The sequence below is a fragment of the Gammaproteobacteria bacterium genome (assembly GCA_015709695.1).
Taxonomy (GTDB): Bacteria; Pseudomonadota; Gammaproteobacteria; order Steroidobacterales.
This window is the reverse complement of the sequence record CP054183.1, coordinates 710,786-726,269: the sequence shown is the minus strand read 5'-3', so window position 1 is coordinate 726,269 and position 15,484 is coordinate 710,786. Positions and strand designations below refer to the sequence as shown.

At 69.6% G+C, this 15,484-nt stretch carries 19 protein-coding genes; 4 read left to right on the top strand and 15 right to left on the bottom strand.

From position 1 onward, the window contains the following. Nucleotides 1–6 precede the first annotated feature (6 nt). Both parE and HRU81_03345 read right to left on the bottom strand, forming a co-directional pair. Nucleotides 7–1,899, bottom strand: coding sequence for a DNA topoisomerase IV subunit B (gene parE, locus HRU81_03350; GenBank protein QOJ31218.1), 1,893 nt, complete (start codon nucleotides 1,897–1,899; stop codon nucleotides 7–9). Nucleotides 1,900–2,059: 160 nt separating this feature from the next. After that, nucleotides 2,060–2,734, bottom strand: coding sequence for a VPLPA-CTERM sorting domain-containing protein (locus HRU81_03345; GenBank protein QOJ31217.1), 675 nt, complete (start codon nucleotides 2,732–2,734; stop codon nucleotides 2,060–2,062). A 254-nt stretch (nucleotides 2,735–2,988) separates the two neighbouring features. On the opposite strand from HRU81_03345, the gene HRU81_03340 reads away from it, so the two are divergent. From HRU81_03340 to HRU81_03330, 3 genes are read left to right on the top strand one after another with little or no spacing between them, the layout of a single operon-like run. Next, complete coding sequence (locus HRU81_03340; protein ID QOJ31216.1) at nucleotides 2,989–3,216, top strand: hypothetical protein; 228 nt, start codon at nucleotides 2,989–2,991, stop codon at nucleotides 3,214–3,216. Further along, nucleotides 3,209–3,583 (top strand): hypothetical protein, encoded by a 375-nt coding sequence (locus tag HRU81_03335; protein QOJ31215.1) that lies wholly within the window; start codon nucleotides 3,209–3,211, stop codon nucleotides 3,581–3,583. The genes HRU81_03340 and HRU81_03335 overlap by 8 nt, the downstream gene beginning before the upstream one ends. A 44-nt stretch (nucleotides 3,584–3,627) precedes the next feature. After that, nucleotides 3,628–3,933 carry a hypothetical protein gene (locus tag HRU81_03330; GenBank protein ID QOJ33265.1) on the top strand — a complete coding sequence of 102 codons (306 nt, stop codon included), beginning with the start codon at nucleotides 3,628–3,630 and terminating at the stop codon, nucleotides 3,931–3,933. An 82-nt stretch (nucleotides 3,934–4,015) separates the two neighbouring features. On the opposite strand, the gene HRU81_03325 is transcribed toward HRU81_03330, so the two are convergent. From HRU81_03325 to HRU81_03315, 3 genes are all read right to left on the bottom strand, one after another. Further along, nucleotides 4,016–4,600 carry a DUF3501 family protein gene (locus HRU81_03325; GenBank protein ID QOJ31214.1) on the bottom strand — a complete coding sequence of 195 codons (585 nt, stop codon included), beginning with the start codon at nucleotides 4,598–4,600 and terminating at the stop codon, nucleotides 4,016–4,018. 4 nt (nucleotides 4,601–4,604) lie between these two features. Further along, the gene (locus tag HRU81_03320) at nucleotides 4,605–5,945 is read right to left on the bottom strand and encodes a Fe-S oxidoreductase (GenBank protein QOJ31213.1); all 1,341 of its coding nucleotides are present in this window, start codon (nucleotides 5,943–5,945) and stop codon (nucleotides 4,605–4,607) included. A 116-nt stretch (nucleotides 5,946–6,061) separates the two neighbouring features. After that, nucleotides 6,062–6,481, bottom strand: a complete 420-nt coding sequence (locus HRU81_03315) for a rubrerythrin (protein ID QOJ31212.1) — start codon at nucleotides 6,479–6,481, stop codon at nucleotides 6,062–6,064. 183 nt (nucleotides 6,482–6,664) lie between these two features. On the opposite strand from HRU81_03315, the gene HRU81_03310 reads away from it, so the two are divergent. Continuing rightward, nucleotides 6,665–6,937, top strand: a complete 273-nt coding sequence (locus HRU81_03310; GenBank protein QOJ31211.1) for an exodeoxyribonuclease VII small subunit — start codon at nucleotides 6,665–6,667, stop codon at nucleotides 6,935–6,937. A 19-nt stretch (nucleotides 6,938–6,956) separates the two neighbouring features. Here the strand turns inward: HRU81_03310 and HRU81_03305 are convergent, their stop codons facing one another. The 10 genes from HRU81_03305 to HRU81_03260 all read right to left on the bottom strand — a co-directional run bounded on the left by HRU81_03305 (nucleotide 6,957) and on the right by HRU81_03260 (nucleotide 15,349). Next, the gene (locus HRU81_03305; GenBank protein ID QOJ31210.1) at nucleotides 6,957–8,306 is read right to left on the bottom strand and encodes a protein kinase; all 1,350 of its coding nucleotides are present in this window, start codon (nucleotides 8,304–8,306) and stop codon (nucleotides 6,957–6,959) included. Then, nucleotides 8,279–8,779: a phosphatidylglycerophosphatase A gene (locus HRU81_03300; protein ID QOJ31209.1), complete on the bottom strand. Its 501-nt coding sequence runs from the start codon at nucleotides 8,777–8,779 to the stop codon at nucleotides 8,279–8,281. Before HRU81_03300 ends, HRU81_03305 begins: the two co-directional genes overlap by 28 nt. 7 nt (nucleotides 8,780–8,786) lie before the next feature. Next, nucleotides 8,787–9,752 carry a thiamine-phosphate kinase gene (thiL, locus tag HRU81_03295; GenBank protein ID QOJ31208.1) on the bottom strand — a complete coding sequence of 322 codons (966 nt, stop codon included), beginning with the start codon at nucleotides 9,750–9,752 and terminating at the stop codon, nucleotides 8,787–8,789. Between the two features lie 3 nt (nucleotides 9,753–9,755). Beyond that, nucleotides 9,756–10,175, bottom strand: coding sequence for a transcription antitermination factor NusB (gene nusB, locus HRU81_03290; GenBank protein ID QOJ31207.1), 420 nt, complete (start codon nucleotides 10,173–10,175; stop codon nucleotides 9,756–9,758). A 16-nt stretch (nucleotides 10,176–10,191) separates the two neighbouring features. Continuing rightward, nucleotides 10,192–10,659, bottom strand: a complete 468-nt coding sequence (ribE, locus tag HRU81_03285) for a 6,7-dimethyl-8-ribityllumazine synthase (protein QOJ31206.1) — start codon at nucleotides 10,657–10,659, stop codon at nucleotides 10,192–10,194. Between the two features lie 29 nt (nucleotides 10,660–10,688). Beyond that, nucleotides 10,689–11,828, bottom strand: coding sequence for a 3,4-dihydroxy-2-butanone-4-phosphate synthase (gene ribB / locus HRU81_03280; protein QOJ31205.1), 1,140 nt, complete (start codon nucleotides 11,826–11,828; stop codon nucleotides 10,689–10,691). A 2-nt stretch (nucleotides 11,829–11,830) separates the two neighbouring features. Beyond that, nucleotides 11,831–12,427 carry a riboflavin synthase gene (locus HRU81_03275; protein QOJ31204.1) on the bottom strand — a complete coding sequence of 199 codons (597 nt, stop codon included), beginning with the start codon at nucleotides 12,425–12,427 and terminating at the stop codon, nucleotides 11,831–11,833. Continuing rightward, complete coding sequence (gene ribD, locus HRU81_03270) at nucleotides 12,427–13,530, bottom strand: bifunctional diaminohydroxyphosphoribosylaminopyrimidine deaminase/5-amino-6-(5-phosphoribosylamino)uracil reductase RibD (protein QOJ31203.1); 1,104 nt, start codon at nucleotides 13,528–13,530, stop codon at nucleotides 12,427–12,429. The genes HRU81_03275 and ribD overlap by 1 nt, the downstream gene beginning before the upstream one ends. Further along, on the bottom strand, nucleotides 13,527–14,030 hold the full coding sequence (nrdR, locus tag HRU81_03265; GenBank protein QOJ31202.1) for a transcriptional regulator NrdR: 504 nt from the start codon (nucleotides 14,028–14,030) through the stop codon (nucleotides 13,527–13,529). Before nrdR ends, ribD begins: the two co-directional genes overlap by 4 nt. A gap of 65 nt (nucleotides 14,031–14,095) precedes the next feature. Further along, entirely contained in the window at nucleotides 14,096–15,349 is a 1,254-nt protein-coding gene (locus tag HRU81_03260; protein QOJ31201.1) for a serine hydroxymethyltransferase, read from the bottom strand. Nucleotides 15,350–15,484: the final 135 nt, after the last annotated feature.

Here is a 15,484-nt window from a genome sequence, read left to right as displayed (position 1 = left end):
GGTGCCTCAGACCTGGACCTGGGCAAGGTTGCCCCGGGTCTCGATCCAGCTGCGCCGGTCGTTGGCGCGCTTCTTGGCGAGCAGCATGTCGAGCAGCTGCTCGGTCTGGTCGCCGGCGTCCACGGTGAGCTGCACCAGGCGGCGGGTGTCGGCCGCCATCGTGGTCTCGCGCAGCTGCGCCGGACTCATCTCGCCCAGGCCCTTGAAACGGGTGATGGCGACCTTGCCCTTGAGCTTCTCGGTCTCGATGCGGTCGAGCACGCCCTGGCGCTCGTTCTCGTCGAGCGCGTAGAACACCTCGCGGCCGACGTCGATGCGGAACAGCGGCGGCATGGCCACGTACACGTGCCCGGCGTGCACCAGCTGCGGGAAATGGCGCAGGAACAGCGCGCAGATCAGCGTGGAGATGTGCTGGCCGTCGGAATCGGCATCGGCGAGGATGCAGACCTTGTGGTAGCGCAGCGCCGACAGGTCCGCGCTGCCCGGGTCGACGCCGATGGCGAGGCTGATGTTGTGCACCTCCTGCGAGGCCAGCAGCTCCGCCTGCTCCACCTCCCAGGTGTTGAGGATCTTGCCGCGCAGGGGCAGCACCGCCTGGGTGCGCCGGTCGCGGGCCTGCTTGGCCGAACCGCCTGCCGAGTCGCCCTCCACCAGGAACAGCTCGCAGACCTGCGGATCGTCGCGGGTGCAGTCGGCGAGCTTGCCCGGCAGCGCCGGCCCGGCGACGATCTTCTTGCGCGCCACCACCTTGGTGGCCTTGAGCCGGCTCTGCGCGGCGGCGATGGCGCGCTGCGCGATCTGGTCGCCGGTCTCCGGGTGCTGGTTGAGCCACAGCGCGAAGGCATCCTTCACCACGCCGGAGACGAAGGCGGTGCACTCGCGCGAGGACAGCCGCTCCTTGGTCTGGCCGGAGAACTGCGGGTCCTCGAGCTTCACCGACAGCACGTAGGCCAGCCCGTCCCAGACATCCTCGGGCGCGAGGCGCAGGCCGCGCGGCACCAGGCTGCGGAAATCGCAGTACTCGCGCAGCGCCTCGGTCAGCCCGGTGCGCAGGCCGCTGACGTGGGTGCCGCCCTGCGCCGTGGGGATCAGGTTCACGTAGGACTCGCCCGGCGGCGATGCCACGCCCTCCACCCAGAACAGCGCCCAGGTCACCTCCTCGTGCTGCCCCTTCGCCTCGCCGATGAACGGCTGGGCCGGCAGCATCGCCGCCCCCTCCACGGCCTCCACCAGGTACTGGCCGAGCCCGTCGCGGTACTCCCACTCGAAGCGCTGCTCGGGGTGCTCGACCGCGAAGACGATCTTCAGGCCGGGGCAGAGCACCGCCTTGGCCTGCAGCGCATGGCGCAGCTGCGGGATGGAGAACTTGTCGGAATCGAAGTACTTCGGATCGGGCCAGAAGCGGATGGTGGTGCCGGTGTTGGCCTTGCCCACCTTGCCCACCGCCTCCAGCCGGCTCGCGCGGTTGCCGCCGCGGAAGCTCATGTTGTATTCCTGCCCGTCGCGGCGCACCCAGACCTCGAGGTTCTTCGACAGGGCGTTGACCACCGAGACCCCCACCCCGTGCAGGCCGCCGGAATACTGGTAGCTCTGGCTGGAGAACTTGGCGCCGGAGTGCAGCCGGGTGAGGATCAGCTCGACGCCCGGCACCTTCTCCTGCGGGTGGATGTCCACCGGCATGCCGCGGCCGTCATCGGCCACCTGCAGCGAACCGTCGCGGAACAGCGTCACCTCGATGCGGCTGCAATGCCCGGCGAGTGCCTCGTCGACGCTGTTGTCGATCACCTCGTGCGCCAGGTGGTTCGGCCGCGAGGTGTCGGTATACATGCCCGGCCGGCGCCGGACCGGATCGAGACCGCTCAGGACCTCGATCGCCGAGGCATCGTACTTGCTGCTCATGACACGCCGCCGGATTCGCGCACAACCCGGCGCGCATGGTAGCGCGGCACCTCCGGGCCGGCTACTGCCGGCGGGGGCCTGGAAACATCAGCGCAGCTGCGCGGGCGTCAGGCCGCGGCCAGACACCCGCGCTGCTCACGCGGCAGCGGACCGGGAGCCCCTACGCCCCGGCACCGGCCAGGACACGGCGGCGCACCATCGCGAACACTCCCATCGCGCTCCCGAACAGCCACACCGCGGCCGGTACCGGGACGATATCGCCGGGGCGCACGGCCCAGGCGTGGAAGGCATAGACCTGGAGGTTGTAGTTCTGGTCGCCGTAGCCGAAGTTGATGTCCCACGCGAAGCTACCGGGAGCGGGCGCGTAGACCGTGCCCGACCAGTAGTTGGAGGGCTGGACGTTGCTGAACAGGCTGTAGTTGGCATTGTGCGTCGTGACAATGGATTGGCTTCCCACGCCGCCCAGCTCGCCGTAGAAGAGATGACCCATCTCGCTGCCGGTGCAGGAGACGCCGTAGCTGCCTCCGCCCGACTGGTAATGGCAGCTCGGATCCGGCTGCAGCGTCGTCGGCAGCCGCCAGTCGTGCACCCCGAGATAGTTCGCGGTGTTCATCGCCGCAATCCACTCGTTGGCCTTGGCCCAGGTCATCGTGCCATTGACGGCGATACCCGTGACGCCAAAGGTGTTGCTGGCCGCAAGGTTCGCATTGGCCAGCCAGGTGATGTTGCGATCGGTGTCATACACCGCCTGCCCGCCCAGCCGGCTCAGCAGCGCGGCCTGCACCGAACCGCAGCACCACAGGGCCAGGACAATCCCGCCGAGATATCTCTTCATGACGTTTCCCCCATCGAGCTTTGCCGTCGTTGTTGGTTCTTCCGCAAACCGGACCAGGTCCCTTCCCCTTCCGGTCTGCAGCATGAATCTACCCCCCCCGATTTCCCGCCATCCCCCAAATGGGTGAATCCCTCCCACCGCCGTCGCGAGATTTTCCATAAGGTGCCAGGTCGGGCTTTTCGGGCTTCCGGCTTTCCGTATCCACTGCGAAGTGGTCAGACGATGAGCGGATCAGGCGGCCTATAATCCGCTTCATGTCCGCGATCTCGCCGCAAGACGCACAGGCCCTGGCACGGCGCTGGGAGCTGGTCCGGGACCGGGAAGCCGCGATGCGCCGGTCTGCGTCGAAGGAAATCCGGTTCCGGCAGGTCTGCGCCCTGGTGGCCTCACGCGAGCTGTTCGGCGCAGAGTCCGATCGGGATGCCGGTGTCCGGGCTGTTCGCGAGCGCTGGGACCGGCTGCGACGGGCATACGGTGCCTGAGCAGGTTCCGGCCTCCTTACGCACCGCCCTTGCCGATCTGCTGCAATGGCTCGACGGGGCGGGCGTTCCCTCGATGCTCATCGGCGGCGTGGCCGCTTCCGTGCTCGGACAGCCCAGGCTGACCCAGGACATCGATGTCATGGCCGTCGCGCCAGAATCCGCCTGGGTCGGGCTGGTGGAGGCCGGTGCCCGGCACGGGATCGCGCCCCGCATCACCGGCGCCGTCGAGTTCGCCGTTCGCAGCCGCGTGCTGCTGATGCGACACGAAGCATCCGGCATCGATACGGCATACCGGTTCACGACACCGGAACAACTGGTGGCAGACTCCCTGGCCGACGTTGGCCGGGCGCGAGGGCAACGACGATGAGCGCAAGAAAGAAGATTCAGCTTCATGTCGGCACGCCGCAAGAGATGGGGCAGCGGTTCGTCAGCGCCTGGCACCGGGCCGGGCGTGGCGAGCGCGCCCGGGAAACGCACCTGACGTTCCCCGACCTGCCGGCACTGCTCAACGCGCTGACGCCGAAACGGCTGGAGCTGCTGCGTGCGCTGCATGCGCAACCGGCGCCGTCCATCCGGGCACTGGCGCAGCGGCTCGAACGCGATTACAAGCGCGTCCACGAGGACGTCGAGACGCTGGCCGCCTCCGGCCTGCTCGATCGCCAGCCAGACGGCCTGCGCGCTCCTTACGATGCCATCGCCGCCGAGATGCGGCTGTAGGCGACTGCACGAAAGGCGCCCGGCCGGGCATGAGCCCGCTTCCATGCCGGATCCGGAGCGACGATCCCGCCCTGGCCTGGCTTCAGTCGAGGTCCGCCACCAGCGACTCGCGCACCACCTCGGGCACGGCGTCGATGCGCTGCAGTCCTGCGGGATGATCGATGCCGGCGGCGAGGCCGGCGCCGGCCTTCAGGGAAGCGACCATGCCGGGCGACAGCTCGAAACGCAGGAAGTGCACGGCGGAGGTCTTGGTGTCCGTGCTGCGGTCGAGGTCCTCGTCGGCGATGGCGGTCACCGGCGGATGCCCATCCACGCGTACCCAGACCTGGTGCTCGATGCCGACCAGCCGTTCCAGCGCGCGGGCGCGCTCGGCAGGATCGGAGTACTCGACGAGAAACGTCGCCTTCCAGTTGCTGCCGTCGGGGATCAGCGGATTGTAGGCGGAGAGTTCGTCACGGATGCCCGCCTCCTCGAAGATGCGCTCGGTACGCAGCATTTCCTGGACCTGGTACTGCATCGTCAGGCGATCCTCGAAGCACAGCGTGAAGTGCTCGCCGAGGTGCAGCCGCCGGTGGCGCTTGTGCTCCATGACGCGCGCGCGGAAATCGTTGCGCAGCCGCGCGTATTCCTCGAGGCCGTAGAGGTCGGCGATGTCGAGCTTGTCCATGGACTCAGATCCCGTAGGCGCGGCGCAGCAGGGTGAAGGGATGGGCATAGTTGTCCTCGGGCAGCTGGCCGGCGATCTGCGCGCCCGCCATCGGGCAGTCGCTGGTGAACGCGGTGGCGCCGGCATCCTTGACCCGCGCGACGACCGGCGCGGCGATCTTCAGCGATGCGGCGCGGAAGCGCTGCTTGACGCCGTAGGTACCGTCGTGGCCCGAGCAGCGCTCGACGGCGAGCACCTCCGTGCCCGGGATCCACTCGAGGACCTCGCGGGTCTTCGGCCCGACGTTCTGCACCCGCTGGTGGCAGGGCACGTGGTAGGCCACCTTGCCGAGCGCGGTACGGAAGTCCGTGCGCACCCTGCCGGCCTTCTGCCGCGCGACCAGGTACTCGAAGGGATCACGGAAGGCATCCGCCACCAGCCGCACCTCGGCATCATCGGGAAACATCAGCGGCAGTTCCTGCCTGAACATCAGCACGCATGAAGGGATCGGCGCGACGATCTCGTAGCCCTTGCGCACCCAGGCCGCGAGTTCCGGCACGTTCACTTCCCTGGCACGGGCCACGGACTCCAGGTCACCGAGCTCGAGGCGCGGCATGCCACAGCAGGTCTCGGTGCCGGCGAGCTGCACCTCGATGCCGTTGTGCTCGTAGACCGCCACCAGGTCCTCGCACATCGATGGCAGGTTGCGGTTGCCGTAGCAGGTGGTGAACAGCACCACGCGCCCGCTGGTGCCGCCCGCCTCGCCCGTGGGCGCGGCGGGCGCGGGCCGCTGCCGCCCGAGGCGGCGGCGCGCAGTGTTCGATTCATAGCGCGGCAGCGGCGCATCGCGTGCCACGCCGAGCGTGGCCTGCAGCGCGGCGCGGCCGATGGCGGTGGCATTGACGGCGTTGACCACCTCGGCCACCACCGGGATGCCGGCCAGGTTGCCGACGGCGTCGGTCGAGGCCAGCAGGCGATCGCGCAGCGGTGCGCCCTCGTCGCGGAAGCGCTTGGCCTTGGCCCGCAGCATCAGGTGGGGGAAATCGACGTTCCACGGGTGCGGTGGCACGTACGGGCACTTGGTCATGAAGCAGAGATCACACAGGTAGCAGTGATCGACCACTTCCCAGTACACGGTCTTCGGCACGCCCTCCAGCTCGCCGGTGTCGGTGGCGTCGATGGCGTCGAAGAGCGTCGGAAAGGCGTTGCACAGGCTGAAGCAGCGGCGGCAGCCGTGGCAGATCTCGAAAATGCGCTCCATTTCGGCAGTGAGCGCGTCTGCGTCGTAGAAGGCCTCGCTCTGCCAGTCGAGCGGATGGCGCCTTGCGGCCTCGAGACTGCCCTCGCGGGTGGACTTGTCCGCCATGCAACTCTCCCGTGACGGGCCGCCAGGACGGGACCGGCCCGCAGTGGCCAGGCAGGCCTGGTTGCGGTGCCGGACGGCGCCGCAACCAGGCCCTTCAATCACTCGATGTCAGGGGCTCAGCGACCCAGCGTGTCGAGAGCCTTCTGGAAGCGGTTGGCGTGGGAACGCTCCGCCTTGGCCAGAGTCTCGAACCAGTCGGCGATCTCGCCGAAACCCTCCTCGCGGGCGGCCTTGGCCATGCCCGGGTACATGTCGGTGTACTCGTGGGTCTCGCCGGCGATGGCGGCCTTGAGGTTGGCATTGGTCTCGCCGATCGGCAGACCCGTGGCGGGATCACCCACCGCCTCGAGGTACTCGAGGTGGCCATGGGCATGGCCGGTCTCGCCCTCGGCCGTGGAACGGAACACCGCGGCGACGTCATTGTGGCCCTCGACGTCGGCCTTCAGTGCGAAATACAGGTAACGACGGTTGGCCTGGGACTCGCCGGAAAACGCGTCCTTCAGGTTCTTCTCGGTCTTGCTTCCCTTGAGCTTCACTGATCTTCTCCTCGACTGGCTGGCCCGGCCCATCCGGGCCGAAATTAGAATTGATCCAAATATAGGCAGCCCGGGCCCGGGCTGTCAAATCAGCCGCCTCACTATACACGCCACGCTGCTGCGATTGACCGTCCCGGACCCGTGTGCGAAGTTAGCCGGCGTTCACAGCCAAGCCCACCTGTCATGACGGATTCGCGCCGCCCCCGCATCGATCTCGAGAAGGCCCTGGCCGAGCTCGAGGAAATCGTCGAGCAGCTGGAATCGGCCGACCAGCCGCTGGAGAAATCGCTGAAGCAGTTCGAACGCGGCGTGCGCCTCAGCCGCGACTGCCAGGCGGCGCTGAAGGATGCCGAGCAGCGGGTGCAGCAGCTGATGGGCACGGAGCTGCGCGACCTGGATCCGGAGACCCTCGCCGGGCAGGATGCCGGCGACGACGGGGAAGACGCCGCGGACTGAACCGGGCGCGCTGCACCGTTCAGGTGCGCGTGCCGTTGGACCCCTGCAGGCGGCGGATCAGCGAGCGCAGGAACACCTTGTTGAAGCGCAGCTGGCAGTCGGTGGATACCTGCTCCAGCAGCGTGGCGCTGACGCTCAGCACGGTGACGGGCTCCTCCGCGCGGATGGTGGAATTGCGCTTCACGCCACCGACGTAGCTGCTCTCGCCGAAGCAGTCGCCCTCGCCCAGCACGCCCACCGCCCTGCCGTTCATCTCGACACTGACACCGCCGGCGACGATGACGTAGAAGCGGTCATCCATCTCGCCCTCGCGGACGATCTCGTCGCCGCCGCTGTACTCACGCCACTCGCTGGCGCGCAGCAGCTCCCAGATCTCGGGGCCGGAGAAGTCGTGGAAGAAGCTCAGGCGGCGCAACTGGTCGAAGTGCTCCTGGTTGTCGACCTTGGCATATTCCTGGCGCAGCTGCTGGTAGACCCGGGTGAGCCGTGCGGCCAGCTCGGCGCCATTGATGCGCGCAGGCGGCGACTTGGCGAGCACCGCCATCACCGCCTGCTCCAGCTCGTCGGGAATGCCTTCGCGCAGCGAGTGCAGCGGCGGCGGCGTGGCATAGACGATCTGGTTGAGCAGCCGCGACAGGGTGCTGGCGCGGAACGGACGGAATCCGGTCAGCAGCTCGTACATCACCGCGCCCAGGGAGTAGATGTCGGAGGCCGGCGTGATTTCCGCGGACTCCACCTGCTCCGGGGACATGTAGCTCGGCGAGCCGGCGATGCCCTCGATCCTGGAGACATCCGCGTCGCGCAGCAGGGCGATGCCGAAGTCGATGATGCGCACGTCGTTGTCGCGCATCAGCATGATGTTGCTCGGCTTGATGTCGCGGTGGATGACGCCGCGCTTGTGCGCGTACTGCAGGGCACGGGCGCACTTGTAGATGGTCTTGACGACGTCATCGACCCGCAGCAGGTTGTCCGGCCGGCAGTAGGCCGCCAGCGTTCGCGCGCCCTGCACATGTTCCATGACGACGTAGTACCGGCCATCCTCCTCGCCGGCGTCGTAGATCGGCAGGATGTTCGGATGCTGCAGCATCCCCACCATGCGCGCCTCGTTGAAGAACATCTTGCGGGCGATCTTCGCCCGCTCGGGGTCCTCGTCGGTGACGATGTTGTAGACCTTGATGGCGACGTCGCGCTTGAAGAACGGATCGTGGGACAGGTACACCGTGCCGGTGCTGCCGCGGCCGACCTCGTTGACGATGACGTACTTGCCGATGCGCCCGGGCACCGGCCCGGCGTCCGCGGCCGAGGCTGGCGTCGCGGCTGCGGCGGCGGTCGCGGCATCCGTCAGTACAGGGATTCGCTGAGTTTCCACAGGCTCGACACAACCGCGGCCGCAAATGCGGCCGCCAACGCATCGTCGAGCATAATTCCCAGGCCCCCGGGGATTCTGTGATCCGCCTCGCGGATCGGCCAGGGCTTCCAGATGTCCATCACGCGGAAGGCGATGAAAGCCAGCCCGCACCACAGCGCGGCGCGCGGCACCGCCGCCAGCGTCGCCCACATGGCCACGATTTCATCCAGCACGATGCCCGGATGATCGTGCACCCCGAGCCGGCGCGCGCTCAGCCCGCAGAGCCCCACGCCCAGCACGAAACCCGCGGCGGCCAGCCCGAGGTGCAGCAGCGGCTCGAGCGGCGGCAGCAGCCAGAACAGCATCACCGCAAGCAGCGAACCCCAGGTGCCCGGCGCCCAGGGCAGCAGGCCCGCACCGAGGCCGAAGGGCAGCCAGTGCACGGGGTGGCGCAGCACTTCGCGGGGCAGGGAGCGGTCGGGAGGGAGGGGCATCGCGGTGCTACGCGAAATGCCGGAACGTCCGGTCGCGGAAGCGGAAAGGCTTGTCGTCCATGCTCCAGCGCAGGCCCGCGGCGCGGCGCACGGTGCCGATGCGGGTGACCGGCAATGCCCAGCCGCTGATGGTGCGGGCGAGCTGCGCTTCGCGGCGCACGGGCACGGTGAAGAGCAGCTCGTAGTCATCGCCGCCGCAGAGCGCCAGGTGACGCGCGGCCTCGCGACCCACCGCGCTCACCAGCCGCCGCGACAACGGCAGGCGGCCGGCGTCGAGGTCGGCGCCGCAGCCGCTGGCACTCATGAGCTTGCCGAGATCGTCGTGCAGGCCGTCGGAGACGTCCATCATCGCCGAGGCGATGCCGACGAGCGCCCTGCCCTCGCGCAGCCTCGGCACCGGGTAGAGGAAACGCTGGCGGAGCAGCAGGCTGGCGCCACGCACCCCGAGCTGCAGCCGGCCGGCCACCGCGTCGCCCGGGCGGCCGGTGACCCAGATGCCGTCGCCGGGCCGTGCCGCATCACGCGTCAGGTAACGGCCGCGGCGCACATGACCCTGCACCGTCACCGTGGCTCCCGCCGGCCCGCGCACGGTGTCGCCACCGATGAGCGCCACGTTCCAGGTCCGGGCCAGCGCGAAGAAGCCGGCGGAAAACTCGCGCAGCCAGGCATCGGTGGCGCGCGGCAGGCTCAGCGCCAGCGAGGCCCAGAGCGGCGTGGCGCCCATGGCGGCGAGATCGCTCAGGTTGACGGCGAGGCAGCGGTGGCCGATGGCGCGCGGCGGCGTGCCATGCGGGTAGTGCACGCCTTCGAAGATGGCGTCGGTGGCCGTCACCAGCTCATGGCCGCGTGGCAGCCGCGTCACGGCGGCATCGTCGCCGATGCCGAGGATCACGCCGCGATTGGCCGGCGACCGCCGCGCGAAGTAGCGCCCGATCAGCGTCGCCTCGTCGAGGGCCGGGCGCCGCGCGGCCACGGCTCAGCCGCCGGCGGGCGGGCGCAGCCGGCGAACCATGCCGTCGAGCACCGCGTTGACGTAGCGGAAGCCGTCCTGGGCGCCGAACTCCTTGGCCAGCTCGATGGCTTCATCGATGACCACGCGCTCGGGCACGTCGGCATGCGCGCGCAGCTCGGTCAGGCCGATCCACAGCACGGCCCGCTCCACCGGATCGAGCTGGTTCACCGGCCGGTCGGCGGCCGCGGCGATCAGCTCGTCGAGCGCCGCCCCGGCAGGGATGATCTCCTCCACCAGCAAATTGAAATACGCGGCATCGATGCCGCGGAATTCCTTGCTGACGCTGAACTGGGCGATGAGCTCCGCGGGGCTGTGCCCGGCCAGCTGGTGCTGGTACAGGGCCTGCAGCACGAGGCGGCGCGCGCCGTGGCGACCACGAGCCATGGGGGTCGCCCGCCGCTCAGGGAGCGATCTGCCGCAGCAGGCTCACCATCTCGATGGCGGCCAGCGCAGCATCCGCGCCCTTGTTGCCATGCTTGACGCCGGAACGCTCCACCGCCTGGTCCACGGTGTCGCAGGTCAGCACCCCGAAGCCGATCGGCAGGTCGAACTCCAGGCTGACGCGGCCGAGCCCGGCCGCGCATTCGCCGCAGACGTAATCGAAATGCGGGGTCGCGCCGCGGATCACCGCCCCGAGGGCCACCAGGCCGTCGTACTGGCGGGTGCGCGCCACCTTCTTCGCCGCCAGCGGCAGCTCGTAGGCCCCCGGCACGCGCACCAGGTCGATGGCGGTATCGGGTATGCCGTGGCGCCTGAGGGTGTCCAGGGCGCCGCGCACCAGGTCCTCGACTATGCGGTCGTTGAAGCGGGCCGCGAGGATGCAGAACTTCGCGTCGCGGACGTTGAGCTGGCCTTCGAGTGTGCGCATGGCGACCTTAAAGAACGACGTTGCCGGCCTCAGGCCGGGTCATCCACGTACTCTACTACTTCCAGCCCGAAGCCGGAAATCGCATGCATCTGCTTGGGCGCGCTGAGCACCCGCATGCGCGTGACACCGAGGTCGCGCAGGATCTGCGCACCGGTGCCGAAGGTGCGCAGCACCGCGACACGCTCGCGGCGCGGCTGCTCCGCCGGCTGCGGCTGCGCCAGCGCACGCACGGCCGCCACCAGCTGGCGCGGCGTCTCCGGATAGCGCAGCAGCACCACCACCCCGGCGCCCGCGGCAACGATGCGGCGCATGGCTGCGCGCAGCGGCCAGCCGAGCTGCGGACCCTGCACGCCGATGACGTCGCCGAGCGTGTCCTGCACGTGGACACGCACCAGCGGCACCTGATCAGCGGAAATGTCGCCGTGCACCAGTGCCAGGTGCACGTTGCGGCTGACGTGGTCCTCGTAGCAGTACAGGCGGAACGCGCCCATCTCGGTGTCCACCCGGTGCTCGCCGATGCGCTCCACCGACACCTCGTGCTGCAGCCGGAAGCGGATGAGGTCGGCGATGCTGCCGATGCGCAGCCCATGCTGGCGCGCGAACTCCTCGAGCTGCGGCCGGCGCGCCATGGTGCCGTCCTCGTTGAGGATCTCGACGATCACCGCCGCCGGTTCCAGCCCTGCCAGGCGCGCGAGGTCGCAACCGGCCTCGGTGTGCCCGGCACGGGTCAGCACGCCGCCGGGCTGCGCCATCAGCGGGAAGACATGGCCCGGCTGGCGCAGGTCCTCGGCACGAGCCTCGGGCGCCACCGCGACACGGATGGTGTGCGCACGGTCGTGGGCGGAGATGCCGGTGGTGACGCCCTCCGCCGCCTCGATCGACACGGTGAAGTTGGTGGCCTGCTGCTCGTCGGTGCCGTTGACCATCAGCGGCAGGCGCAGCTGCTGGCAGCGGCTGCGGCTCAGTGTCAGGCAGATCAGCCCGCGGCCGAAGCGGGCCATGTAGTTGATGTCCTCCGGGCGCACCTTGGAGGCAGCCATGATCAGGTCGCCCTCGTTCTCGCGGTCCTCGTCGTCGACGATGATGACCATGCGCCCGTCGCGGATGTCCGCGATGATGTCGCGGATGTCGCTGAAGGCGAAGGAGTTGTCGCGGGCCTGTTCCTGCATGTTCATTTTCCGTCGGCGACCAGGCGTTCGAGGTAGCGGGCGATGAGGTCGACCTCGATGTTGACCGCGGTGCCGGGCCTGTAGTCCTCCATGATAGTGCTCCGCAGGGTGTGAGGCACGAGATTGACGTCGGCCCGGTCGCCGGCAACAGCGTTGACGGTGAGGCTGACGCCATCCACGCAGAGCGAGCCCTTGCGGGCCACGTAGCGGGCCAGCTCCGCCGGCACGCGCAGGCGCATGCGGGTGGAGCGCGCGTCGGGCTCCAGCGCCAGCACCTCGCCGATGCCGTCGACATGGCCGGAGACCAGGTGCCCTCCCAGGGTGTCGGCCAGCACCAGGGCCGGCTCGAGATTGACGCGGCTTCCCGCGGTGAGCCTGCCGAGCGTGGTGAGCGCCAGCGTCTCGCGAGAGACATCGAAGCTGGCGCTGCCGCCGCCGCGCCTGGTCACGGTCAGGCACACGCCGTTGACCGCCACGCTGGCGCCGGGCGCCAGCCGCGACTCGGGCAGGCCGTCGACATCCACGCGGATTTCGCTGTCACCGTCCCGCGGTGTCACGTCGCGCACGGTCCCCACGCATTGCACGATGCCGGTGAACATCAGGATCTCCGGGGCAGGTAGGTCAGTTTCAGGTCGGCGCCGACACGGCGCAGGCCGGCGAACTCGAAGGCATGGCGCTGCGCCATGCCCTCGAGCGGGCGGCTGGCGAACATGCCGAAGGCGTCGCCCCCCAGGACGACCGGTGCCAGGTACACCACCAGCTCGTCGACCAGCCCGGCATCGAGCAAAGCGCCATTGAGGCCGGCCCCCGCCTCCACCAGCACCTCGTTCACCTCCAGTGCCGCGAGCCGCTGCATCACCGCCGCAAGGTCGGGACGCGCGCCGTCCCCGGGGACGGTCTCGATCACGGCACCGGCGACGCGCAAGGCGGCGGCGCGGTCCGGATCCGGCCGGGTGCAGAAGATGCGGCTGGATCCGGGCGGCTGCAGCAGCTTCGCAGCCGCTGGCGTGCGCAGCGTCGAATCGAGCACCACCCTTTCCGGCACGAGCACATCCCCCAGGTCCGCACGGCGCACCGTCAGTGCGGGGTCATCGGCCAGCACCGTGCCCACGCCGGTGAGGATCACCGAACTTCCCGCGCGCAGCCCGTGCGCATCACGCCGGGCCGCTTCGCCGGTGATCCAGCGGCTCTCCCCGCTGGCGAGCGCGGTGCGGCCGTCGAGGCTGGTCGCCAGCTTGACACGCACCCAGGGCCGGCCGCGTTCCATGCGGGAGAAGAAGCCGATGTTCAGCCGCCGCGCCTCCGCCTCCAGCACGCCGCCGAGGACCTCGATGCCTGCCTCGCGGAGCTGCGCCGCCCCCCGCCCCGCGACCCGCGGGTTGGCGTCCCCTGCCGCGTACACCACGCGCCTGACACCGGCGGCGATGAGCGCCGCGGTGCACGGCGGCGTGCGCCCCTGGTGGCAGCAGGGCTCGAGGCTGACGTAGGCGGTGGCGCCACGGGAACGCTCGCCCGCTGCCGCGAGGGCCACTGCCTCGGCGTGGGGCCCGCCGGTGCGCGCATGCCAGCCCTCGCCCACCACCTCGCCGCCGGCCACGATCACGCAGCCGACCCGCGGGTTCGGATGGGCGCTGAAGAGCCCATGCCGCGCCAGCTGCAGGGCGCGGGCCATGAAGGCGAAGTCGCTGGCGCTGGCGTTCATTCCTCGTCCGGCAGCAGCGAAAGCTGGTTGCGGCGCTTCTCGGCGTCGCCCATCTCGCGCAGGCGGTGGATCTCCTCCTGGAAGGCGGTGACGTCCTGGAAGCTGCGGTAGACGGAGGCAAAGCGCACGTAGGCCACCTCGTCCAGACGACGCAATTCCTCCATCACCAGCTCACCCACCTGGCGCGAGGCGATCTCGCGCTCGCCCATGGTCTGCAGGCCGTGGATGATGCGCGCCAGCGCCGCCTCCACCGCCTCCATGCTCACCGGCCGCTTCTCCAGCGCACGGACCATGCCATTGCGCAGCTTCGCCTCGTCGAAGGGCTCGCGGGCGCCATCGCGCTTCACCAGCCGGGGCATCACCAGTTCCGCGGTCTCGAAGGTGGTGAAGCGCTCGCCGCACTGCTGGCACTCGCGGCGGCGGCGGATCTGGCGCCCCTCGCCGGCGAGGCGCGAGTCGATCACCTTGGTTTCCTCGTGGCTGCAGAACGGACAGTGCATGGCCGGCCTCCGTGGCTCAGCGCCGCCACGGCGCACGCCCCGGCTTGCGGCTGCTCACGGCCGCCTCACCGGTAGACCGGAAACTTCCCGCACAGCTCCAGCACCTCGCCCCGCACGCGCGCCACGCGCCTGCCGTCGCCGATGTCATCGAGGATGTCGGCGATCCAGCCGGCCACGGTGGCCACCTCCGCCTCACGGAAACCGCGGGTGGTGATGGCGGGCGTGCCCATGCGCACGCCGCTGGTGACGAAGGGCGAGCGCGGGTCGTTGGGCACCGCGTTCTTGTTCACGGTGATGTTGGCCTGGCCCAGTGCGGCGTCGGCATCCTTGCCGGTGATGTCCTTGTCGATGAGGTCGAGCAGGAACATGTGGTTGTCGGTGCCACCCGAGACGATGCGGAAGCCGCGGCCGGCCAGCGCCGCCGCCAGCTGGCGCGCATTGGCCTTGACCTGCTTCTGGTAGGCGCGGAACTCCGGCTGCATCGCCTCCAGCAGCGCCACGGCCTTGGCCGCCACGACATGCATCAGCGGCCCGCCCTGGATGCCGGGGAACACCAGGGAGTTGAGCTTCTTGTTGATCTCCTCGTTGTCGCGCGCGAGGATCAGCCCGCCGCGCGGACCGCGCAGCGTCTTGTGGGTAGTGGTGGTGGTGACATCGGCGATCGGCACCGGATTGGGGTACTCGCCCGCCGCCACCAGGCCCGCCACGTGGGCCATGTCGACGAAGAACACCGCCCCCACCTCGTCGGCGATCTGCCGGAAACGCTGCCAGTCCACCACCCGCGAATAGGCGGAGAAGCCGGCGAGGATCATCTTCGGGCGATGCTGGCGCGCCTGGGCCTCGACGGCCGCGTAGTCGATCTCGCCGGTGGCCGGATCGAGGCCGTAGGAGACGATGTTGTACAGCCGCCCGGAGAAATTCACCGGCGAGCCGTGGGTCAGGTGCCCGCCGTGGGCGAGGCTCATGCCGAGCACCGTGTCGCCCGGCTTGAGCAGCGCCATGTACACGGCCGCATTGGCCTGCGAGCCCGAATGCGGCTGGACGTTGGCGAAGCCGGCGCCGAACAGCTTCTTCGCCCGCTCGATGGCCAGCACCTCGGCCTGGTCGACGTACTCGCAGCCGCCGTAGTAGCGCTTGCCGGGGTAGCCCTCGGCATACTTGTTGGTCAGCACGCTGCCCTGGGCCTCGAGCACCCGCGGGCTGGCGTAGTTCTCCGAGGCGATGAGCTCGATGTGCTCCTCCTGCCGGCGTTGCTCGCCGGCGATCGCCGCAGCCAGGTCCGGGTCGAATCCGGCGATCTTCAGGTCCCTCGTAAACATGCCAGCCTCCGCGCAAATGGGGGCGCAATTGTACGCCGCGCCCCGCCGGCCCGCGACCCGACGCGGACCCCGGTGGCGGCCCGCCGCTGGTCATTCCGGCAGCCGCCGCCGATAATCGCCGCCTTTTCTGCCGGC